At 28.4% G+C, this 22899-nt stretch carries 23 protein-coding genes and 6 pseudogenes; 21 read left to right on the top strand and 8 right to left on the bottom strand.

Annotated features, from left to right (window positions below):
* Window positions 1–30 precede the first annotated feature (30 nt).
* From ACZ1HD_RS05790 to ACZ1HD_RS05775, 4 genes are all read left to right on the top strand, one after another.
* Window positions 31–726, top strand: a complete 696-nt coding sequence (locus ACZ1HD_RS05790) for a GLPGLI family protein (RefSeq protein WP_172830881.1) — start codon at window positions 31–33, stop codon at window positions 724–726.
* 312 nt (window positions 727–1038) lie between these two features.
* Window positions 1039–1338 (top strand): GLPGLI family protein, encoded by a 300-nt coding sequence (locus ACZ1HD_RS05785; protein ID WP_472688879.1) that lies wholly within the window; start codon window positions 1039–1041, stop codon window positions 1336–1338.
* Window positions 1339–1433: 95 nt separating this feature from the next.
* Window positions 1434–2771 carry a carboxypeptidase-like regulatory domain-containing protein gene (locus tag ACZ1HD_RS05780; protein WP_472688878.1) on the top strand — a complete coding sequence of 446 codons (1338 nt, stop codon included), beginning with the start codon at window positions 1434–1436 and terminating at the stop codon, window positions 2769–2771.
* A gap of 137 nt (window positions 2772–2908) precedes the next feature.
* The gene (locus ACZ1HD_RS05775; protein WP_472688877.1) at window positions 2909–4060 is read left to right on the top strand and encodes a hypothetical protein; all 1152 of its coding nucleotides are present in this window, start codon (window positions 2909–2911) and stop codon (window positions 4058–4060) included.
* Between the two features lie 61 nt (window positions 4061–4121).
* Here ACZ1HD_RS05775 and acs read toward each other — a convergent pair.
* Window positions 4122–6026: pseudogene (acs, locus tag ACZ1HD_RS05770) on the bottom strand (acetate--CoA ligase).
* Window positions 6027–6133: 107 nt separating this feature from the next.
* Here acs and ACZ1HD_RS05765 point away from each other — a divergent pair.
* From ACZ1HD_RS05765 to ACZ1HD_RS05750, 4 genes are all read left to right on the top strand, one after another.
* A complete protein-coding gene (locus tag ACZ1HD_RS05765; RefSeq protein ID WP_472688876.1) occupies window positions 6134–6598 on the top strand; it encodes a sulfite exporter TauE/SafE family protein in 465 nt (154 codons plus the stop codon).
* A complete protein-coding gene (locus ACZ1HD_RS05760) occupies window positions 6531–6851 on the top strand; it encodes a sulfite exporter TauE/SafE family protein (protein ID WP_472688875.1) in 321 nt (106 codons plus the stop codon). Before ACZ1HD_RS05765 ends, ACZ1HD_RS05760 begins: the two co-directional genes overlap by 68 nt.
* Before the next feature lie 93 nt (window positions 6852–6944).
* Window positions 6945–7085, top strand: coding sequence for a hypothetical protein (locus tag ACZ1HD_RS05755; RefSeq protein WP_472688874.1), 141 nt, complete (start codon window positions 6945–6947; stop codon window positions 7083–7085).
* Window positions 7086–7108: 23 nt separating this feature from the next.
* Window positions 7109–7744, top strand: coding sequence for a TerC family protein (locus tag ACZ1HD_RS05750; protein WP_472688873.1), 636 nt, complete (start codon window positions 7109–7111; stop codon window positions 7742–7744).
* 55 nt (window positions 7745–7799) lie between these two features.
* On the opposite strand, the gene ACZ1HD_RS05745 is transcribed toward ACZ1HD_RS05750, so the two are convergent.
* The 6 genes and pseudogenes from ACZ1HD_RS05745 to ACZ1HD_RS05720 form a co-directional block, all read right to left on the bottom strand.
* Window positions 7800–8165 carry a glyoxalase gene (locus ACZ1HD_RS05745; RefSeq protein WP_079738492.1) on the bottom strand — a complete coding sequence of 122 codons (366 nt, stop codon included), beginning with the start codon at window positions 8163–8165 and terminating at the stop codon, window positions 7800–7802.
* Window positions 8158–8638, bottom strand: a pseudogene (locus tag ACZ1HD_RS05740) (hypothetical protein). Before ACZ1HD_RS05740 ends, ACZ1HD_RS05745 begins: the two are co-directional and overlap by 8 nt.
* A 103-nt stretch (window positions 8639–8741) precedes the next feature.
* Window positions 8742–9928, bottom strand: a pseudogene (fabV, locus tag ACZ1HD_RS05735) (enoyl-ACP reductase FabV).
* Window positions 9929–10045: 117 nt separating this feature from the next.
* A pseudogene (locus ACZ1HD_RS05730) lies at window positions 10046–10995 on the bottom strand (phosphoribosylaminoimidazolesuccinocarboxamide synthase).
* Between the two features lie 46 nt (window positions 10996–11041).
* A complete protein-coding gene (locus ACZ1HD_RS05725; protein WP_472688872.1) occupies window positions 11042–11662 on the bottom strand; it encodes a hypothetical protein in 621 nt (206 codons plus the stop codon).
* A 3-nt stretch (window positions 11663–11665) separates the two neighbouring features.
* Complete coding sequence (locus ACZ1HD_RS05720) at window positions 11666–12619, bottom strand: PhoH family protein (RefSeq protein WP_472688871.1); 954 nt, start codon at window positions 12617–12619, stop codon at window positions 11666–11668.
* Window positions 12620–12748: 129 nt separating this feature from the next.
* Here ACZ1HD_RS05720 and ACZ1HD_RS05715 point away from each other — a divergent pair, with 129 nt between their 5' ends.
* The 5 genes and pseudogenes from ACZ1HD_RS05715 (at window position 12749) to gldG (ending at window position 16785) form a co-directional block, all read left to right on the top strand.
* Entirely contained in the window at window positions 12749–13609 is an 861-nt protein-coding gene (locus tag ACZ1HD_RS05715; RefSeq protein ID WP_077808890.1) for an SAM hydrolase/SAM-dependent halogenase family protein, read from the top strand.
* A 3-nt stretch (window positions 13610–13612) separates the two neighbouring features.
* Window positions 13613–13906 (top strand): annotated as a pseudogene (locus ACZ1HD_RS05710) (putative quinol monooxygenase).
* Window positions 13907–14434: a GNAT family N-acetyltransferase gene (locus ACZ1HD_RS05705; protein WP_472688870.1), complete on the top strand. Its 528-nt coding sequence runs from the start codon at window positions 13907–13909 to the stop codon at window positions 14432–14434.
* Window position 14435: 1 nt separating this feature from the next.
* A complete protein-coding gene (gene gldF, locus ACZ1HD_RS05700) occupies window positions 14436–15152 on the top strand; it encodes a gliding motility-associated ABC transporter permease subunit GldF (protein ID WP_472688869.1) in 717 nt (238 codons plus the stop codon).
* Window positions 15145–16785: a gliding motility-associated ABC transporter substrate-binding protein GldG gene (gene gldG, locus ACZ1HD_RS05695; protein WP_472688868.1), complete on the top strand. Its 1641-nt coding sequence runs from the start codon at window positions 15145–15147 to the stop codon at window positions 16783–16785. Before gldF ends, gldG begins: the two co-directional genes overlap by 8 nt.
* Before the next feature lie 5 nt (window positions 16786–16790).
* On the opposite strand, the gene ACZ1HD_RS05690 is transcribed toward gldG, so the two are convergent.
* Complete coding sequence (locus ACZ1HD_RS05690) at window positions 16791–17552, bottom strand: NAD(P)H-binding protein (protein WP_472688867.1); 762 nt, start codon at window positions 17550–17552, stop codon at window positions 16791–16793.
* 244 nt (window positions 17553–17796) lie between these two features.
* On the opposite strand from ACZ1HD_RS05690, the pseudogene arsB reads away from it, so the two are divergent.
* From arsB to ACZ1HD_RS05650, 8 genes and pseudogenes are all read left to right on the top strand, one after another.
* Window positions 17797–18782, top strand: a pseudogene (arsB, locus tag ACZ1HD_RS05685) (ACR3 family arsenite efflux transporter).
* Window positions 18783–18905: 123 nt separating this feature from the next.
* The gene (locus ACZ1HD_RS05680) at window positions 18906–19754 is read left to right on the top strand and encodes a DUF2911 domain-containing protein (RefSeq protein ID WP_472688866.1); all 849 of its coding nucleotides are present in this window, start codon (window positions 18906–18908) and stop codon (window positions 19752–19754) included.
* 195 nt (window positions 19755–19949) lie between these two features.
* Window positions 19950–20516 (top strand): RNA polymerase sigma factor, encoded by a 567-nt coding sequence (locus ACZ1HD_RS05675; protein WP_154066965.1) that lies wholly within the window; start codon window positions 19950–19952, stop codon window positions 20514–20516.
* Window positions 20506–21027 carry a hypothetical protein gene (locus tag ACZ1HD_RS05670; RefSeq protein ID WP_472688865.1) on the top strand — a complete coding sequence of 174 codons (522 nt, stop codon included), beginning with the start codon at window positions 20506–20508 and terminating at the stop codon, window positions 21025–21027. Before ACZ1HD_RS05675 ends, ACZ1HD_RS05670 begins: the two co-directional genes overlap by 11 nt.
* A 270-nt stretch (window positions 21028–21297) precedes the next feature.
* Entirely contained in the window at window positions 21298–21468 is a 171-nt protein-coding gene (locus ACZ1HD_RS05665; RefSeq protein ID WP_472688864.1) for a hypothetical protein, read from the top strand.
* A 103-nt stretch (window positions 21469–21571) separates the two neighbouring features.
* Window positions 21572–22090 (top strand): hypothetical protein, encoded by a 519-nt coding sequence (locus ACZ1HD_RS05660; RefSeq protein WP_472688863.1) that lies wholly within the window; start codon window positions 21572–21574, stop codon window positions 22088–22090.
* 30 nt (window positions 22091–22120) lie between these two features.
* Window positions 22121–22666 carry a head GIN domain-containing protein gene (locus tag ACZ1HD_RS05655; protein WP_472688862.1) on the top strand — a complete coding sequence of 182 codons (546 nt, stop codon included), beginning with the start codon at window positions 22121–22123 and terminating at the stop codon, window positions 22664–22666.
* Window positions 22644–22856, top strand: coding sequence for a GIN domain-containing protein (locus ACZ1HD_RS05650; protein ID WP_472688861.1), 213 nt, complete (start codon window positions 22644–22646; stop codon window positions 22854–22856). The genes ACZ1HD_RS05655 and ACZ1HD_RS05650 overlap by 23 nt, the downstream gene beginning before the upstream one ends.
* Window positions 22857–22899: the final 43 nt, after the last annotated feature.

Raw genomic sequence — 22899 nt, 5'->3', positions numbered from 1 at the left:
TAAACAATTTCCCTTTTTAAAAAAATGAATATGATGAAAAAAATAACAGTTTTGCTATTTGTTTTATATGTATCAAATATATTTTCTCAAACAGGAATTATTAAATATACAACTAAAGTAGTTGATAATAAATCTAATGTTAGTGAACGGATAAAGAGAATGATTATTGAGGCAAATAGAACAAAATACACACTAATTTATAATTTAGAAAAATCTTACTTTCAAAAAGATAAGAATATACCAATTTATCCACTAGAAGCTAAATTGGCTTCTGTATTAGTAAGGTCAAACAAAAATTCACATCAATTAAACAACTTAAAAAAAGAAAACTTTTTTAACACTTTTATTAAAAACACTAATTATATCGTAGATGATAGTGATAAAATGAGTAATTGGGTTTTTGTTAATGAAACTAAAATTATAGATGGATATATATGTTTTAAAGCAACAAAAGAAATATTTTATAAAAGAACTAATGTTAAGTCAAATAATATAGCTTGGTATACACCTGATATACCTGTACCTTATGGACCCGCAGGTTATGGTGGTTTACCAGGTTTAATATTACAATTAGAAATTGGAACTAAAGTTACTTATTTGGTAAGTAAGGTTATATTAAACCCTACAAAAAAAGTTGAAATACCAACTTTAAAAGAAGGTGAAAAAATAAACTTAGAAGAAATGGTTTTTTTAATGCAAGAAGCAAGAAAAGTTACAAAAGACTAACGTTATGAAATTAAAAAACATCTTTTTTACATTATTTTTTTTAACAAATTTAACAGCACTACATAGTCAAAACGGAATTATTACATACAAAACAAAAAGAACAAAAATTCGTAAAACTTCTAACCCTGAAATGACTAGAAAAATTACGGAGGAAGTAAATAGAAGTTCATATGTTTTGTACTTTAATAAAGAAAAATCTTTTTTTAAAAAAGAAAAAATATACCTCTTTACCCATTTGAATCAAAATTTGCTGATATTTCTACAGGTGCCAACAAAAATTGGTATCAATTTAATGGTATTAATAAAGATGCTATGTATAATACAGAAATTTTAAGTAAACAATATATTGTTAATGATAGCTCTAGAATGAAAGAATGGGAATTCTTTAATGAAATTAAAATTATTGATGGTTACACTTGCTATAAAGCAGTTAATAAAAAATTAAATACAAGATCTGGTAATTACATTACTAATATTGCATGGTACACTACAGATATACCCTTGCCTTATGGCCCTATAGGTAATGGTGGTTTACCCGGATTAATTTTGAAATTAGAAATAGATAACTTTCATTATTTAGTTGATAAAATCATTTTAAATCCAAAAAAATAAAAAAATCCTAGTTTAAAGAAAGGAAAAAATATAGATGTAAATGAGAAAATAAGATTAATGAGAGATGCTAGAAAAGTTACTATAGACTAAAAATTATGAAAAAACCACATCTAATTTTATTTTTTATATTAAACTTTTCTCTTGCTATATCCTCACAAATAGTAATAAAAGGTAAAATTTTAGATGAAAATAACAAACCATTAACTGGCGCAAATATTTTAGCTTTCCCCACCAATAAAGGTAAATTAGCCCATAGTGTTAGTGATAATTTAGGCAATTATACTTTATCGCTTACAAAGAACACAACTTATAATACCTCTATAAGTTTTATGGGCTTTATAACTAGAAAAGAAACTTTAAACAATACTAGAAAAGATAGTATTATTAATTTTATTTTAAAGGAAGACCCCAATAAATTAGAAGAAATTGTAATTAAATATAAAATTCCGGTAAGAATTAGAAAAGACACTACCACATATAATACAGATGCTTTTACAAATGGTAAAGAACGTAAACTAAAACAAGTTTTAAAAAAATTACCTGGCGTAGAAGTGGATAGAAAAGGCAATGTTACTGTAAAAGGTAAAAAAGTAACGACACTTTTAGTAGATAATAAAAAGTTTTTTACGGGAGACACAAAATTGGCAGTAAACAACATACCTGCAGATGTAATTGACAAAATAGATGTTATAGAAGATTATCATGAAAATGCTTTTATGAAAGGTTTAGAAAAATCTGATGAAATTGCGATGAACATTAGCTTAAAAGAAGACAAAAAAAAGTTTGTGTTTGGAGATATAGAGGCAGGTTTAGGTATTAAAAACAGATATGTTTTACATCCTGCAATTTTTAAATACAGCCCAAAAACTAATTATAGTTTTATTGGAGATTTTAACAATACAAACAGAAAATCTTTTACTTTAAGAGATTATATAAATTTTGATGGTGGTTTAGACATGAATAACTTAAAAGAAGTTATTCAATCTCCGGTTGTAAAATTATTAAGAAATCAAAATTTTACAGCTAGTAAACACAAATTTGGTGGTTTTAATATGCAACATGCTAAAAATGAAAAACTGAGTATTAGTTCTTTTTTAATTGCACTATCAGATAAAACAAATGGTCGTGTAGAAAACTTTAGAAATTATTTAATAGATAATATTACTGAAAGATTGCGCGAAGATGAAAGTAATAATCAGAATTTATTCTTAGGAAAAATACAATTCTTATATAAACCAGAAGAAAATACAAGAATTAAATATTATACTAAATTTGAAAAGACTTCGATAAACCAAACCATCGAAAACAATAGAGATTTAGCTAATTCTATAATAAACTTTAATGAAAATAATTTAATTAATTCTGATAAAATAAATTCTTATTTAAAAGCAGAAAAAAGTTTTCTACTTACCATACATCACAAGCAATTGTAAATTTTAATTTTAATAAAATTGATGATTCCACAAATTGGTTAACAAACACTAATATTTTCCCAAATAATATTCCCATCAATGAGAAAGAAAGTATAAATGTTCTAAAAAAATCTTCAACTGAAAAGTTTGAATATAATGTGGCTTTAAAGCACTTTTGGATATTAGATAATGTGAATCATCTTTATTTTAATGTTGGTAATAATTTCGAACAAAATAAATTTAAGAGTAATTTACAACAAGATAATACAACTATTAGTAATTTTTCTAATAATCTATATCACAACCAATTTACAATTTTTACAAGTATTTTATATAAAAAATTAATTGGTGATGCTATTTTTACGGCAGAATTAAAATATCAAAATTACTACAGAACAAGTTTAGACCTTAATAACAACAGCTCTTATCAATCTAATTTACTACTACCTAAAATTGAAATGGATTGGGATATTACTAATAGAAAGAAGCTTATCTTTAAATACAACCTTACAAATACATTTCCAAGCACAAGACAATTAATTTCTAATAATATTTTAAATAATTACAATAATATCTATACTGGTAACACGGATTTAAAAGAAACTTTTTATCACTTTGTTAGTTTAAGTTATAGAAATTACAAAACCTATGGTTGGAGTTTTTACCCAAGTATTTATTATAAGATAAGAAATAATCAAGTCCAGAATATTTTTAACACTTCAACTATTTTTAATATTATTAATCCTATTAACATTGATACTCCCAACAAATCTTTAACTACAAATTTTAGAGTTGTTTACAATTATAAATACTGGAAAGCTACTGTATTAACAGAATATACAAATTCCAATTACGCAACATTTATAAACAATAATAAAATTAAGTCTAATAATAATTCATTTTTAACCCGAGCCAGTTTTAGAACTGTATATGATAATAAACCAAATATAGATTTTTCATATTCTCAAACACATAAAGACAACACAAACTCTTTATTTAGTGCAATTTCTAATTTATCTAATTTAGATGTTGCTGTAGATTATGAGTACGAAAATTGGAAATTTAAAACTGAATATTTGTATAATTTTTATAAAAATAACGCTACTAAAAACACCAATTCGTTTAACGAATTAAATGCTTCCATTTTTTATCAAAAAGAAAATAGTCCTTGGGGCTTTGAACTATTAGGCACAAATATTGGTAACAATATTTCTAAATTAAACTCTACTTTGTCTTCAAATTTATTTTCTGAAAGAAGAACTTTTGTTTTTCCTAGAACATTTGTTATAAAGGCGATTTATAAATTATAATTTTGTAAATCTTTAATTCAGAAATCACCTATATAATAAATAAAACTTACTACAAATTAGTTTACAATCTATTATCAATAATACTTTGCACAACTTCCGGATTTAACAATGTACTTGTATCGCCTAAGTTATCCATTTCATTAGCTGCAATTTTACGTAAAATACGACGCATAATTTTTCCTGAACGTGTTTTTGGCAATCCTTCTGAAAATTGAATTTTATCTAATTTTGCAATTGGTCCAATTCTGTCTGCAATTAATTGATTGATTTCTTTTTTAAGATTATCATGATTTCTATATTCTCCGGCATCCTTTAAAGTAATATAACCGTATAAAGCACTTCCTTTAATATCGTGCGGAAAACCAACAATAGCAGATTCGGCAATTGCCGGATGCTCGTTTATAGCATCTTCTATTGGTGCAGTTCCTAAATTATGTCCGAAACAATAATAACATCATCTACTCTACCAGTTATTCGATAATAACCAACTTCGTCTCTTAAGGCGCCATCGCCCGTAAAATAGTTATTTTCGAAAGCAGAAAAATAGGTTTCTTTATATCGTTGATGATTACCCCAAATAGTTCTCGCAATACTTGGCCAAGGAAATTTTATACACAACCTTCCTTCTACTTGATTTCCTTTTAATTCTTGTCCGTTTTCATCCATCAAAGCTGGTTGAATACCTATAAAGGGTAATGTTGCATAGGTTGGTTTTGTAGGTGTAACATACGGAATTGGTGTAATCATAATTCCGCCAGTTTCTGTTTGCCACCAAGAATCAATAATCGGACTTTTCTTTTTACCAACATTATCATTATACCAATGCCATGCTTCTTCATTTATGGGCTCACCAACAGAACCCAAAACTTTTAACGAAGACAAATCATATTTATCTACCAATTCTGTACCTTGTTTTGCCAATGCTCTAATTGCCGTTGGTGCTGTATAAAACTGATTTACTTTATGCTTTTCTACAATTTGCCAAAAACGACCAAAATCTGGATAACTTGGTACACCTTCAAACATAACAGTTGTTGCACCGTTTGCTAACGGACCATAAACAATATAAGAATGTCCGGTAATCCAACCAATATCTGCGGTACACCAATACACATCATTTTCTCTATATTGAAATGCATTTTTAAAAGTATAAGCAGCATAAACCATATATCCTGCAGTAGTATGCACCATTCCTTTTGGCGTTCCTGTAGAACCGAAGTGTATAAAATAAATAACGGGTCTTCGGCATTCATTACCTCTGCCTCACAAACATCAGAAGCATTATCTAACAAAGGTTGTAACCATTTATCTCTATCAGATTTCATCGATATATTAGATTGAATTCTTTTTGCAACTAAAACAGTTTCTACACAACCACAATTTTCTAAAGCTTCATCAACAATTCCTTTTAAGTCTATGGTTTTTGAGCCTCTATAAGATCCATCAGCAGTAATTACCATTTTACAATCAGAATCATTTATTCTTGTTGCCAATGCTGTTGCAGAAAAGCCTGCAAAAACTACAGAATGTATTGCGCCAATTCCGCACATGCTAAAGTTGCAATTGCCAACTCGGTATCATCGGCACATAAATACAAACTCGATCTCCTTTTTGTACACCTTGCTCTTTTAACACATTTGCAAACTGATTTACTCTTTTGTACAATTGGTTATAAGTAATATGTCCTGCAGCTTCATCCGGATTATTTGGCTCAAATAAAATAGCAGTTTTATCTCCTCGAGTTGCCAAATGTCTATCAATACAATTTTCTGTAATATTTAATTTAGCACCTTGAAACCATTTTATTTCTGGTTTCGAGAAATCCCACTCTAGAACTTTATCCCATTTTTTTCGCCAAATAAAATGCTCTTCGGCTATTTCTTCCCAAAAATTTTCTCGGTTCTCTAATAGACTTTCTGTATACTTGATAGTATTCTTCTAAATGTTTTATGTGGTAATTACTCATAATAAGTTTTGCTAAGTATAATTCTTTCTAAAAATAGAAAATTATATTTGCTTTATGGAATTTGATTTAATTTTAACAAACTTACCTGTAATAATTCTTTTTTTTCAGTGGCAATATTATATGCAGCTGTTGGTTTTGGTGGAGGTTCTAGTTATTTAGCAATTTTAGCATTAACAAGCATTGCATTTACACAAATTAGAGCAACTGCTTTACTTTGCAACATTGTTGTTGTTACCAGTAATGTTTTATTATTTCAACAGCAGAAACAAATAGAATGGAAAAAAATAGTGCCTTTAATTCTCTTAAGTATTCCGTTTGCATTTCTCGGCGGAAAACTAAAAATAAGTCAGAATTTCTTTTTTATTCTTTTGGGTTTTACACTTCTTTTTGCAGCAATAACTATGTGGATTTCAAAAAAAATAATTTCTTCTGATGCTAAATTTAAAGAGTCTAATTTTCTAAAAAATGCAGGCTTTGGTGGTTTTATCGGTTTTATTTCTCGGAATGGTTGGTATTGGCGGAGGCATTTTCTTAGCACCACTTTTACATCTTACAAATTGGAATACGCCTAAAAAAATTGCTGCCACAGCTAGTGTATTTATTTTAGTAAACTCTATTGCTGGTTTAATTGGGCAATATTCTAATCCAGATTTTAATATCGATTGGCAATTAACTTCTATTTTATTAATTACGGTTTTTATTGGCGGACAAATAGGAAGCAGATTAAGCGCAACAATTCTTAAACCTATGCAACTTAAAAAGGCAACTGCTATTTTAATAGCTTTTGTAAGTATTAGAATTCTAGTTAAACATTTATTTACCTAAAACTATAATGTTAAAAGTAAATCGAATATTAATTGTGTATTTTCTACAATCCAAATATATTTGAACTTCATACTTATTAAACAATAAAAAACTATGTTAGAAGTAATTTTCACATTAATTATGCTTGTACTTTTACAAGCAGTTCTTGGTTTCGATAACCTACTTTATATTTCTTTAGAGTCTAAAAAAGCGCCGGTAGCAGATCAAAAAAAGTTAGAAAAACAGGAATCTTAATAGCAATTGTTTTAAGAATTGTATTGCTTTTTGTTTTAGTGTCTATTATTGATTTTTTTCAAGAACCTTTTTCTTTTTTAACTGGTGAAATAAAAGATATTGTTCATTTTGAATTTAATGGTCACAGCATCATTGTTTTATTAGGTGGTGGTTTTATTATCTATACAGCTATTAAAGAAATTTGGCACATGATTGGTACTAACAATTTAGATGACGATATTGAAGGTGATTCTAAAAGAGCTAAATCTGCTAATGCAGTTATAACAAGTATTGTAATTATGAATCTTGTTTTTTCTTTCGATTCTATTTTAGCTGCAATTGGTTTAACTAGTGAAATCGAAAACTCTACAACCGCTTTTATTGTAATGGCCATTGCTATTATAATTAGTGGTTTGCTAATGTTATTTTTAGCTGATAGAATTTCTAGCTTTTTAGCAAAAAACAGAATGTACGAAGTATTGGGTTTATTTATTCTTTTTATTGTAGGAATAATGTTAGTTACAGAAGGCGGACATTTAGCACATATTAAACTTTTTGGTAACGAAATTGTACCAATGAGTAAAACTACTTTTTACTTTGTATTAGCGGTATTGGTTATTGTTGATGTAGTGCAAGGAAAATATCAGAAAAAATTATTAGCAGCTCAAAAGAAGCAATAATTTTAAATTTATATTTTAAAAAAGGTGTTTGTAAAATTACAAACACCTTTTTTTTTTAGATTTCATCTAAGCTATCTTGAATTCTTTGCGCAATTATCTGTAAAATCCTTCTATTTAATTCTGATGAATTTTCATCGTAAAACGCATACTCTTCCATCGAAAAATCTCCAATAATTAAACCTAGATTTAGGTTTTTAAAATTGATATCTTTTGTAAAAATAGCTTTTACTCTACTTCTTTTCTTTTGGGCTGTTAAAACAGAAAAATCAATTTTTCTTTTCTTTAAATAACTCTTAAAAAACACAATTAACAAATTGTGTTGCATTTTTATAATAGGTCGTAAAGTTTTATTTTGAAAAACTTCTGCTTCAGACATATTATCTGTTATTAAGTTTTCTAATACAGGTCTTGTTCTACTCATTTTCTAATAATTCGTTTAATTCTAATTGAAAATCGTATTGTAAATCTTCGTGTAGTTTTTCTAAAGCTTTTTTTATCATTCTTACCTGTGTATCAAAAACACTTTGTAAACGCGTACTTCTTTTTATAGAAGGTGTAAAAGCTTTTAATTTTTCACAAAAATACAGTAACAACTCTACTTCTGTTTCTTTTTCTTTGAATAACGAATGTGCTTTTTGATTGACGTTAATATTTTTCGAACACTTTTTCTAATGTAAAAAAACTCTTCGTATTGATTTCGCTAAACTGTAAATCTACTTCTTCTTTTATCGTTGCTATAAAAGATTCTTCATCATGAGATTCGAATAATAAATAGGTAAGTAATTCTTTATTTTCTTTTTTAAATCGAGCCAAATGCAGGCATAAATCTTTTAAATCTGAGGCAGATTTATGCGACAATTCATCTTTAAGTTGCTTAATAGTAACTGCTTTCATAAGTTTTAAAAATTTAACTACAAGATAAAAAAATAATACCTCACAAAATTAAATTGCAAGGTATTATTTGTAAAATTTAACCAATAAAATTGGTAACTATTATTTATTGAATACTTGGTATTTGTACCATTTCATTTACATCTACGTCGTAATCTACTCCGTCTACTTTAAATCCGAATAAATTAAAAAACTCATCGCTGTAACCTTTTAAATCTCCAATTTCAGCTAAATTTTCTGATGTAGCATCTTTCCAAAGTTCTGCAATTGCAGCTTGTACTTCTTCTTTCATTTCTAAATCATCAATTCTAATTCTGCCTTTTTCATCCAAAGCTAAATCACCACCAAATAAACGTTCGCTATACAAACGCTGAATTTGTTCGATACAGCCTTCATGAGTTCCGTTTTCTTTCATTATTTTAAATAACAAAGAAATATATAAAGGTATTACAGGTATTGCAGAACTTGCTTGTGTAACCAATGCTTTGTTTACAGAAACATAAGCATTACCGTTAATTGCTTTTAAATCTTCTGCAATTGTAAAAGCTGTTGCTTCTAAATGATCTTTAGCAGCACCAATTGTTCCGTTTCTATATACTGGTTTTGTTACTTCGGGCCAATGTAAGAATATGCTACTGTTGTAGCACCTTCTGCCAATAAATTTTCTTTACTTAAAGCATCCATCCACATTTTCCAATCTTCACCTCCCATTACGGTTACGGTATTTTCTACGTCTTCACCTTCTGCCGGATTTATAGAAATTTCTGATACTTTACCTGTATGAAAATCTACAGTTTTGTTTGTAAAAACTTCTCCGATTGGTTTTAATACTGATTTAAATCTTTTACCAGTATTTGGGTGTTTTCTAACTGGTGATGCTAAACTGTAAATTACTAAATCTACTTGCCCTAAATCTTCTTTAATTAGATTTACAACTTCTTCTTTTATTTCGTTAGAAAATGCATCGCCATTAATACTTTTTGCATACAAACCTGCTTGGTGTGCATGTTTTTCAAATGCTGCTGTGTTGTAATATCCTGGTGAACCTGGTCTACCTTCTGTAGCTGGTTTATCAAAGAAAACGCCAATTGTTGCTGCATCAGAACCAAATGCACTGGTTATTCTAGATGCCAAACCAAAACCTGTAGAGGCACCAATTACCAATACTTTTTTTGCTCCGTCTATTTTTCCTTTCAACTTTATATATTCTATTTGATTGATTACGTTTTGCTCACAACCTGTTGGGTGAGATGTTAAACATATAAATCCTCTTGTTCTTGGTTCTATAATCATTTGTTGTTTGTTTGTTCTCTATGTAAAGTTAACTAAAAGAAATCACTCGAATTGACATAATTACTGCCTAAACAAGTGATTTTGTTTGCTTTTACATCTAACTTAATTTGAGATGATTTATTTTGAAGCTAAAAACTTCAACACATTATTTTCTATTCTATTTAGAACATTATCTGTAGTAGCTTTTGTAAAAGCTTCTCCGGTAATTTGTTCATATAATTCTATATATCTATTAGAAATTTCGATGATTTTTTCATCATTCATTTCTGGTATTGCTTGTCCTTCTTTACCTTGAAAACCGTTTTCTATTAACCATTGTCTTACAAATTCTTTAGACAATTGTTTTTGTGGTTCGTTATTATCTTGTCTTTCTTGGTATCCTTCAGCATAAAAATAACGAGAAGAGTCTCGTGTATGAATTTCATCAATTAAAACAATTTTACCATCTTTCGTTTTACCAAATTCATATTTAGTATCTACTAAAATTAAGCCTCTTTTTGCTGCAATTTCAGTTCCTCTTTTAAATAAAGCTCTTGTGTAATTTTCTAAGACGATGTAATCTTCTTCAGAAACAATTCCTTTCGCTAAAATGTCTTCTCTAGAAATATCTTCGTCATGCTCGCCGTTATCTGCCTTTGTAGAAGGTGTAATTAAAGGTTCTCGAAATTTATCGTTTTCTTTTAAACCTTCCGGCATTTTTACACCACAAAGCATTCTTTTACCTAATTTATATTCTCTTGCTGCGTGCCCGAAACATAACCTCTTATAACCATTTCTACTTTAAAAGGATCACATAAATGACCAACGGCTACATTTTCATCTGGATTTGCAAGTAACCAATTCGGAACAATATCTGCGGTATCATTCATCATTTTGGTTGCAATTTGATTTAAAATCTGACCTTTAAACGGAATTTGTCTTGGTAAAATAACATCAAATGCAGATAATCTATCTGTGGCTATCATTACCAAAAGTTCATTATCTATATTATAAACTTCTCTTACTTTTCCTTTGTAAACAGATTTCTGATTCGGAAACTGAAAATTAGTTTCGTTAATTGTATTCATTTTAGTTGTTGTGTTGTTAAGTGTGCAAAAATAGTAATTTAAAAAGTTATTTTTTCTTCTTTTTTAAACGTTTTATTTGCTTTAAATTATCACTAATTGGTGTTGCTGTAATTTCTGTCTCACCTGGAATAAAATAGAAAAAATAGGCCGAATTCTGCCCTATTTTTCTAACATCTAATTGTTGGTTGTCTTTAAAAACAAGCGTATAATTTGGAATAATTTCTTTAGATTGATATTTATGTTTCATACCGATGCCCATACCGGTTCTCATAGAAACAAAAAGTAAAAAAAACAAAAACATTAACGCTGGCAACAGGTTATTTTTGTCTCCCATTTTAGCATATCTCTTATCCCATTTTTCTATATTATATATCTTTTGATACCATTTTTTTACTCTAAAGTATTTATACAATTTGGGCATCCATCTAGTTAAATATAAATACAACAAACCAAACATAAATATTAGTACAAGAGATAAAACCCAATTATTTGCAAGCAAACTTATAGGAGATATTAAAGCATCTAAAATGGTTGTATAATTAAGATAAGTAACACTAAAAATTCCGTAAAAAATAGCATCACTAACAATTCCTAAGATTATTAAATATAAATATCCAATGTAAAAATAGTCTTGTAAACCTAGTTTATCTTTTTCTATTTTTATCATTATCTATTCTGTTTCTATGCTTTTATAAGCAGAAATAATTCTCTTAACCAATCTGTGTCTTACAACATCTTTATCGTCTAAATAAACTTGTGCAATACCTTCAATATCTTTTAAAGCTAATAAAGATTCTTTTAAACCGGAAACTTGTTTTCTTGGCAAATCTATTTGCCCAGGATCGCCGGTAATTATAAACTTTGCGTTTTTACCCATTACGGTTAAAAACATTTTCATTTGATTGTGAGTAGTATTTTGTGCCTCATCTAAAATTACAAAAGCATTGTCTAAGGTTCTACCTCTCATAAATGCTAAAGGCGCAATTTGAATAACTCCTTTTTCTAAATGAGATTCTAACCTTTCATGCGGAATCATATCTCTTAATGCATCATACAAGGGTTGCATATAAGGATCTAATTTTTCTTTTAAATCTCCTGGTAAAAAACCTAAATTCTCACCAGATTCTACAGCAGGTCTTGTTAAAATAATTCTACGTACTTCTTTTTCTTTTAAAGCTTTTACAGCCAAAGCAACTGCGGTATATGTTTTACCTGTTCCTGCAGGACCAACAGCAAATAACATATCATTTTTAGCCATTAAAGAAACCATTTTACGCTGGTTTTCTGTTTGTGCTTTAATTAATCTACCGCTAACACCATGCACCAAAACATCTTTTGCTTTTTTAGAAGCACTTGTTTTTTCTTCGTTTCCGTTTGATGTTAAAATACGCTCGATACTATTTTCATCTAATTTATTATAGCGGTTATAGTATTTTATCAATCGGTCTAATCGAATTTCAAACTCGTCTAAAAGTTCAGACTCGCCGTAAATTTTCATTTTAGATCCTCTTGCGACGATTTTTATCTTCGGAAAATACCTTTTTAATTGTTCTATGGTACTATTATGTGCCCCAAAAAAGTCTTTTGGGTTTATTTCTTCTAGCTCTATAATGCGTTCGTTCAAATGTTTATTTTTTATAGATTGATATCAATTTTATTTCAACTAAAAATAGCGAATAAAATTCCTAAAATGATTAGATTTGCGTTAAATAGTTAACAACTTTTACACAATTAATTAACAGCTAAAAAATTAATGTCTCTAATTACTTTAACCACAGATTTCGGAACGAAAGATCACTTTGTAGGTGCTGTAAAAGGGGCTATTTACTCTGAACTTCCAGACGCAAAAATTGTTGATATCACACATGAAATTTCGCCATTTAACATTACAGAAACTGCGTATATTCTAAAGAATTCTTACAAAAGTTTTCCTAAAGGAACTGTGCATGTAATTGGTGTAGATTCTGAATTGAGTGAAGAAAACAAGCACATTGCGTTAGAATTGGATGGTCATTATTTTGTGTGCCCGGACAACGGAATTATTTCTATGATTGTTGCAGAATTTAAGCCAACAAAAATTGTAGAAATCACTATTCATGATAGAATAGAAAGTAGTTTTCCAGTTTTAGAAGTTTTTGTACAAGTTGCTTGCTTTATTGCTCGTGGCGGAAATTTAACAGTAATAGGAAGAGAAATATCAGAATACAAAACAATTATAGAAATACAGCCAAAAGTAAATCAATTACAAGATCAAATTATTGGTGGCATTGTTTATATAGATAACTACGGAAATGTAATTACAAACATCAGTAAAAAAATGTTTCAAGAAATTGGTAAAGGAAGAAATTTCGAAATCAATGCTAAAAAACATAAATTTACAAAAGTGTTTTCTAAATATAACGAAGTTGCGTCTAACAGCGCCTACAGTAATCAACAATACGAAGGTCATAAATTAGCCATTTTTAACTCTGCAAATTATATAGAAATTGCAATTTACAGAAGCAATTTGGATACTGTTGGTGGCGCTTGCTCTTTATTAGGTTTGGCATATCGAGATACTGTTACTATAAATTTTATTAACGAGCCAAAACAAGAATTTACCACTTTAAACTAAACTATGTTTGTAAGAATTGTAAAGATGAGTTTTCATCAGAAACACATACCTACTTTTTTATCAATTTTTGAAGAAAAAAGAATTTATAAGAGGTTCTAAAGGTTGCCAATTATTAGAATTATATCAAGATAAAAACAACCCAGATATCTTTTTTACATATTCTTATTGGAACGAAGAACAAGATTTAGAAAACTACAGAAACTCGGCACTTTTTAAGAATGTTTGGGCAAAAACAAAAGTTTTTTTAACGATAAACCTGCAGCTTGGAGTGTCGACAAAAAAGTTAGCTTACAATAAATGAGTTTTAACTTCACAGAATATCCGGTTTTAAAAACCGAAAGATTAATTTTAAGAAAAGCTACCGATTTAGATATTGCCGTTATTTTAGAATTAAGGTCTAGTGAAGAAATTAATAAGTTTGTAGGTACAAAAAGAATTCAGAATTTAGAAGAAGCATCTGCATTTATAAAATCTTGTAATTCTTTATATGATCAGCATAAAAGAATCTTTTGGTTAATTGAGTTTCAAAATCAAGTAATAGGCAGTATTGTGTTACATAATATTTCTAAAGTTGGTGCATACGCCGAAATCGGCTATAAACTAAAGCCAAACTTTCAGCAAAAAGGAATTATGACTGAAGCTTTGCAAAAAGTAATTACCTTTGGATTTGATAAATTAGCATTAACAACCATAGAAGCTTTTACGCATAAAAATAATATTGCTTCGATAGCGTTATTAGAAAAAAATGGTTTTGTTTTTTTACCAAAAAGAAAATGTAGCACATTTAATTACAATAGAATCTTTAAATTAGAAAGTAAATTATAGAATGATTGCAATACTAAAAAAAGAATTCAATTCGTTTTTTTCGAGTCCGATAGCATATTTGGTTATCGGCGTCTTTTTATTAATTAACGGCTTATTTTTATGGGTTTTTAAAGACGATTTTAATATTTTAAATGCTGGTTTTGCAGATTTAAATCCGTTTTTTTATTTAGCTCCTTGGGTATTTTTATTTCTAATTCCTGCAATTACCATGAAAAGTTTTGCTGATGAATTTAGCAATGGTACCATAGAACTACTAAAAACGAAACCAATTTCTAATTGGCAAATAGTATTAGGTAAATTTTCTGCTTCTTTAATTTTAGTAATTATAGCTATTTTACCAACATTAACTTATGTATACACAGTGTACCAATTAGGCAGTTCTGTTGGCAATTTAGATGTTGGTGCAACCATTGGTTCTTACATCGGCTTGTTGTTTTTAGCAGCAACCTATACTGCAATTGGCCTGTTTACATCTACCATATCAAAAAACCAAATAGTTGCATTTATATTAGGTGTTTTAATCACTTTTTTACTTTTTTATGGTTTTGATGCCATTTCAGTTTCTTTAGACAACAATTATGTTATTAAGAAATTAGGTATTAACGAACACTATAAAAGTATATCTAGAGGCGTTATAGATACTAGAGATATTATTTACTTTTTAAGCATTACATTTTTCTTTTTATTCATTACAAAAATCCGTTTAGAAAATGAATAAATCTATAAAAAACATATCGATTGTAATTGTTTTATTGATAAGCATCAACCTACTAAATCAGTCTTTTTATAAAAGATTTGATATTACAAAAGACAAAAGATACACTTTATCTGAAACCACTAAAAGCAGTATTGCTAAGGTTGATAAAAACTTATTTATAACGGTTTATTTAGAAGGAGATTTTCCATCAGAATTTAAACGATTACAAGTAGAAACTCAACAATATTTAGAAGAATTGTCTTCGGAAAATTCGAGAATAAAAATCAATTTCGAAAATCCGGACAATCAAAGAGAAGCCTTAATAAAGAAAGGCATGATGCCTAGTCAACTAACGGTAGAAGAAGATGGTAAAATGTCGGAAGCTATTATTTTTCCGTGGGCAGAAGTTAGTTTGGGTTCTAAGTCTACCATTGTATCATTATTACCAAATGCCATTGTAGCATCACAAGAAGAACAATTGCAAAAAGCTATTGAAAATTTAGAATATAGTTTTACAAATGCCATACATACTATTCAATTAAAAACGCAGAAAAAAGTAGGTATAATTACTGGTAACGGAGAATTAAAAGATATTTATCAGTATAGTTTTTTAAGTGAGGTTGCAAAAAAATACCGATTAGCAAAATTCACTTTAGATTCTGTAGAAAGTAATGCTAACAAAACTTTAGAAGATTTAACTAATTTAGATTTGGCAATTATTGCAAAACCTACAGTAAAATTTACAGATAAAGAAAAGTTTGTTTTAGATCAGTTTATTACCAACGGAGGTAAAACTTTATGGATGATTGATAATGTGCAAGCAGATCAAGATAGTTTGGTTAATTCGGGTAAAATGCTAGCGTATCCAAGAGATTTAGGTCTTACAAACTTATTGTTTTCTTACGGAATTCGAATAAACACAAGTTTGATAAAAGATTTATACTCGGCAAAAATACCGGTTGCTACAGGGCAAATTGCAAATCAACCACAGTTTAAAAATTTAGATTGGTTTTACCATCCATTAGTTAACGGAAATCCGAATCACACAATTACCAAAAACGTTTCTCCGGTTAGATTACAATTTGCTAACCAAATAGACACTCTTAAAAACAACATAAAAAAAACACCTTTATTGGTTAGTTCTTTATTAACACAAAAAGTAGGAACTCCTAAAATTATAGAATTGCAATCTATTGCTGATGAAGTTATAGAAACAGATTATAAAGGCGGTCATCAGTTATTTGCTGTTTTACTAGAAGGTTCTTTTAATTCGGCATACAAAAACAGAGTAAAACCTTTTAAAACATCACTCTTAAAAGAGCAATCTAAACCAAATAAAATGATTGTAATTTCTGATGGAGATATTGGTAAAAATCAAATTTTGAAAGGACAACCTTACGACTTGGCTAGAGATAAATGGACGAATCAGCAATTTGGCAACAAAGATTTCTTACTAAATGCTGTAGATTACTTATTAGATGACGCAGGTTTGTTAAAATTAAGAAACAAAAGCTTAAAAATTAAAATGTTAGACAAACAAAAAGCTTATAAAGAAAGAACTTTTTGGCAATTTTTAAACCTAATATTACCTTTAATTTTATTGTTTGCCTTTGGCCTTACCTTTAATTTTCTAAGAAAAAGAAAATACAGTTAGTAGATTTATATGGATAATAAATCGTCGTGAATAAAAGTATAATCTAAAGTTTTTTGTAGTTTTTCTGACGAAATAATTTTCCATTTATAAACATCATTATTTTCAAATTCTGGCGTTTCAAAATCTCTGCTTAATTTAGTAATTGTATAAAATTCTCTTCTTGTAGGATGATGATTAGAGCACGCATTAAAAGTAGTATTCCAACAATTTTGAGCTACAATTTCATGTATAATTTCTATACAATCTTCTCTATGAATCATATTTACAAAACCTTTTGGCTGCGGAATTTTTTTACCATTTTTAAACCAATTAGCAGGATGTCTTTCGCCACCAAATAAACCAGCAAAACGAATTATAGTTGTTTCGAAAAAAGTATTTTCTCTAAATAAATTTTCGATAGCTGTTAGCGGTGTATTTAACACTGCATCTTCTTCTGTAACCACTTTATTTAAGCTATCATAAACAGAAGTAGAACTTATAAAAATCACTTTTTGAACACTAGAGTTTTGAATTTGAGATATCAAATTTTCGAAACCATCAATATCTTTTGAGGTAATTGCAATAATTAAAATATCTGTATTTAAAAAAGTATCAAACTCTTCAAATTCAGAAATATTTACAATATAAGACTCTATATCTAAAGCCTCTAAATCTGTTAATTTTTCTTCGGATGTTGTAGATCCTTTTACAAAATATCCTTCCTCTAAAAAAGAAACCGCTAAAGGTTTCCCTAACCAACCACAACCAAGAATGCTAACATTTTTCATTATCTCTAGATTTATTATTCAGCAAAAATACAAATCCTTTTTAATGTTTACTTAATGTTATTTAATTAGTAAATAAATAAAATAAGTTTAAAATCTACAATATTAATCGTAATATTGCAATATAACAAAACAATATAATATCAGTAACTTTTTACACGATAACAAACTTTAAATTCGATTAAAAAATGACTAAAAAAAGCTTAGTTTTTTAGATAGAAACTTAACCTTATGGATTTTTATAGCAATGGCTATAGGTGTTGGTTTAGGATACTTTATACCTACCTTTCCAGATTTTATAGACTCTTTTAGTAGTGGCACTACTAATATTCCAATTGCTATTGGTTTAATTTTAATGATGTATCCACCATTAGCAAAGGTAAATTATGCACTTTTACCTAAAGTATTTAGAAACATTAAAATACTATCTATTTCTTTAATTTTAAATTGGATAATTGGTCCGGTGTTAATGTTTATTTTGGCTATTGTATTCTTAAGCGATTATCCGAATATATGGTCGGTATAATTCTAATAGGATTGGCAAGATGTATTGCAATGGTGTTAGTTTGGAATGATCTTGCCGAAGGGAGTAGCGAATATGGAGCAGGATTGGTTGCCTTAAATAGTATTTTTCAAGTTTTTGCTTATAGTTTTTATGCTTGGTTATTTATAACAGTATTGCCTCCTTATTTTGGTTTTGAAGGTGCAATCGTTGACATTTCTATTGGAACAATTGCAGAAAGTGTTGCCATTTATTTGGGAGTTCCTTTTTTATTAGGAATTTTAAGTAGATTAATTTTAGTAAAGTTAAAAGGAGAAGAATGGTATACCAATAAATTTATTCCAACAATTTCTCCAATCACCTTAATTGCGCTATTATTTACAATTATTGTTATGTTTTCTTTAAAAGGAGAATTAATCGTTCAAATACCAATGGATGTTTTAATAATTGCTATTCCGTTACTTATTTATTTTAGTTTAATGTTTATTATTGGCTTCTTTTTTACAAAAGCTACAGGTGCAGATTATGACAAAACTACAGCTGTTGCTTTTACCGCTGCAGGTAATAATTTCGAATTAGCAATAGCGGTTGCTATCGCAGTTTTTGGCTTAAATTCTGGTCAAGCTTTTACAGGCGTTATTGGTCCTTTAGTTGAAGTTCCTGCTCTAATTCTATTAGTGCGTGTTTCTTTTTGGTTAAGAAAAAAATATTTTACTAAAAGCAAAGCATAAAAAAATGCTAAAAAGCGATTGAAATGTACTTTTTAATAGCATCTTATTTTAAGTTTTTATTAACATTTCGCTTTTTTTGAAATTGTAATTTTGAAACTATAAAAACTAAATAATACTTATAAAATGAAAAAAATTATATTATCATTATTTGTAGCTGCTTTGGCTTTTTCTTCAAATGCACAAATAAAAACTCCAGCACCAAGTCCTTTTCAAAAAATTGAGCAAGCTGTTGGCTTAACAGATGTTACTGTTGAGTATTCTAGACCAAGTATGAAAGGTAGAAAGATTTTTGGTGGTTTAGAAGACTACGGAAAAGTATGGAGAACCGGAGCTAATGAAAACACGAAAGTTACGTTTTCTACTGATTTTATGATTGATGGAAAAAAATTAAATAAAGGTACCTACGCTTTGTACACAATTCCTGGTCAAAAAAATTGGGATATCATTTTATATTCTGATGCAACAAATTGGGGAAATCCTGCAAAATGGGATGAAACTAAAGTAGCTGCTAAAGTAACAGTTGCCGCACAAAATATACCAATGGTAATTGAAACATTTACAATTAGCTTTGATGATTTGACAAATGATTCTGCAGTAATCGGTATTATGTGGGAAAACACCTATGTTGGTTTAAAGTTTGAAACTCCAACTGATGCAATGGTTTCTAAAAATATAAAAAAATTGATGAGCGGGCCATCTGCAAACGATATGTATGCAGCCGCATCTTATTACTTAGAAGCAGGTAAAGATATTAATAAAGCAAAAACTTGGATTGACAAAGCAGTTTCAATGTCTGCAAATGCTCCTAAATTCCGGTATTTACGCAAACAATCTTTAATTCATGCAAAAGCAGGAAACAAGAAAAGTGCAATTGCTGCTGCTAAACAATCTTTAAAATATGCAGAAATAGCAAAAAATGCAGGTTACATAAAAATGAATAAGGCTTCTTTAAAAGAATGGGGAGCTATGTAATACTACTTTACATACTTTATAAAAAAATCTCGAACGTTTGTTTCGAGATTTTTTTGGTTAATTTTCAAATTATAAACATCTAAAAATCAACAACTAAAACATTAAATATTGTATTCTTTTAAAAAAGTTTACTTTTATTTCTTAGAAAGTGTCACATTTTAAAAAGCTTTTTGTCTATAGAATAGAACCATTTTATTGGAAACTAATCAACCACATATAACCAAATTATTAGAGCGCTGCCAAAAGCAAGATAAAAATGCGCAGCTAGAATTGTACAAATGCTATTATAAAGCAATGTATAATGTAGCGTATCGTATTTTAAAAAATGAATTCGAAGCAGAAGATCTAATGCAAGAGGCATTTTTAACTGCTTTTACAAAAATGAAAATGTATAAAGGTGAAGTTACTTTTGGCGCTTGGTTAAAACGAATAGTAATCAATAAAAGTTTAACACAATTAAAGAAAAACAACAGATATCAAGAAGTAAAAATGGAAGTTGTTACTGATGATGAAGTCGAAGAAGAAACAATAGATTACAGAGGATTTAAAGCTAGCACTGTGCTTAATTGTCTTCAAAATTTAAAAGAGAATTACAGAGTAGTTTTAAATTTACATTTAATAGAAGGTTACGATTATGAAGAAATTTCGCAAATATTAGAATACACGAATGAAAATGTAAGAACAACTGTTTCTAGAGCCAAGAAAAAATTAAAGCAGGTTTTACTTGCAGAAAATTTACAAACACAAGTATATGGAAGATAAATTACATCAATTTTTTTCTGAAAATAATTTTGATTCAAATGAACCAAACGCTGGTCATTTAGAACGATTTGAAAGAAAATTAAACTATCCAAAACAAAAGAAAAACTCTTGGAAATGGTTAAGTGTTGCTGCTTCTGTTGTTTTAGTATTAGGTTTTTGGTTGGGTAGCAATCATCAAAAAAGACAATTGGATTTAGCAGATGTTTCTCCTAAAATGGAAGAAGTTCAAAATTATTTTGTCTCTACTATTAATCAAGAAATTAAAACTTTAGAAAGTAATAGAAATTTAGACACAGAAACTATTATAGAAAATGCGTTAGAAGAATTAGAAGAACTAGAAGACAATTACAAGGTTTTTATAAAAGATCTTAATAAAAATGGTAAACAAAGGCGTGTTATAAGTGCAATGATTAAAAACTACCAAAGACGTCTAGATATTTTAGAAAGAACTTTAGATCAAATAGATAAATTAAAAAACTTAAATAATATTCAGAATGAAATTTATATATAAAATAGCACTTTTTTTAATGTTTATACCATTAGTTGCCTTCGCTAATACTGATGATAAAAAACACGAAAGAACAAAAAAATATCTAAAAGTTACACCGTAAACAAAAACGCCAAAGTTCTTATAAACAATAAATATGGCGATTTAAACATATCAACTTGGGATAAAAATTCAGTTGAAATTGAAGTTAAAATTACTGTAAAAGGCGATGATTTAGATGAAGTAGAATCTAAATTAAATTCAATAAAAATAGATTTTAACGCTTCAAAATCTATGGTAGAAGCAGAAACTGTATTCGGAGAAAAGAAAAGCAACTGGTCTTGGTGGGGTAAAAGTAAAAACACCAATTACAAAATAAATTATATTGTAAAAATGCCAAAAACAAATGCTGTAGATTTAGATAACGATTATGGTAGTATTTATTTAGGAAACTTATCTCGGTAACGCAGTTATTAATTGTGATTACGGAAAAATTTCTGTCGGAGAATTATCAGCAAAAAATAACGACATCAATTTAGATTATTGTTCATCATCTACAATTGCTTACATGCAAAATGGTAAAGTAAATGCAGATTATTCTAAATTATCTATAGATAAATCAGAAAACTTAAAAATAAATGCAGATTATTCTACAATTAAATTAGATAAATCTAAAAATGTAGATTTCAATTTAGATTATGGTTCGATTACTGTTAATGATGTAGAAAATATTGATGGTAATTCTGATTATGTTGCTTTGCGTTTCGGAACCGTAAGAAAACAACTTTCTGTAAATACAGATTATGGGTCTTTAACAATTAAGAACCTTAAAAAAGGTTTTGAAAAGATTGATATTACAGGACAATATACCGGGATAAAAATTGCTGTAGAACCAAATATTTCTTTTTTATTTAATATAGACTTACAATATAGCGGTTTTAAAAGAGATGATGATAAAATAGAGTTTTACAAAAGCATCTCTAAAACTACAAGTAAATATTACGAGGGTAAATACGGAAAAGCAAACACCAACGCAAGCATACATATCAATTCTCAATACGGAAGTGTTAGAATTGAAGAAAGATAAAAAACAAATCAACCTATAAAACCAAAAATCATGACTAAAAAAATAGCTTTTGCTCTTTTATTCTTATCACTAACATTTTCTGCAAAAGCACAAAACTGGTGGGGAACAAATAAAAAAATTAAAGGAAACGGAAATATTGTAACTGTTAAAAGAAGTACTGATAATTATAGAGGTATTGCTGCCGGTGGCTCTTTTGATGTAATTTTAGTAAAAGGCACAGAAGGTAACATCACCATAGAAGGTGAGGAAAATATAATACCATATATAGAAACAGAAATTAACAACGGAATTTTAAAAATTAAATACAAAAAAAACACCAATATAAGGACCACAAAAAGATTAACTGTTACTATACCTTTTACAGATATCGAAAGTGTTGCCTTAGGTGGTTCTGGTAATGTAACAAGTAACGACGTTATAAAGTCTAATAATTTAAATGTTAGTTTAGGTGGTTCCGGTAACATCAATTTAAAAATAAATTCTGATGATGTAAACACAAATATTGGTGGTTCTGGTAATATTGATTTAAAAGGAAATACTGAAGAATTAAAGTGTGCAATTGCAGGTTACTGGTAGTATTAGAGCTTATGATTTAAGCACAGATGAAGTTTCTGCAACAATTGCAGGTTCTGGTAGCATAAAAATTACTGTTAAAAGCAAAATTAAAGCAAAATTAGTTGGTTCTGGTAGTATTTACTATCGAGGAAACCCAAAACATATTGATAGTAAATCTGTTGGTTCTGGTAGCATTGTCGACAGAAATTAATCACTATTTTTACATATAAAAAACGCCAAAATGAAAATTCATT

The sequence above is a fragment of the Polaribacter sp. HA6-7 genome (assembly GCF_055693625.1).
The sequence above is the reverse complement of the archived record's forward strand: the minus strand, read 5'-3'. Positions and strand labels throughout refer to the sequence as shown.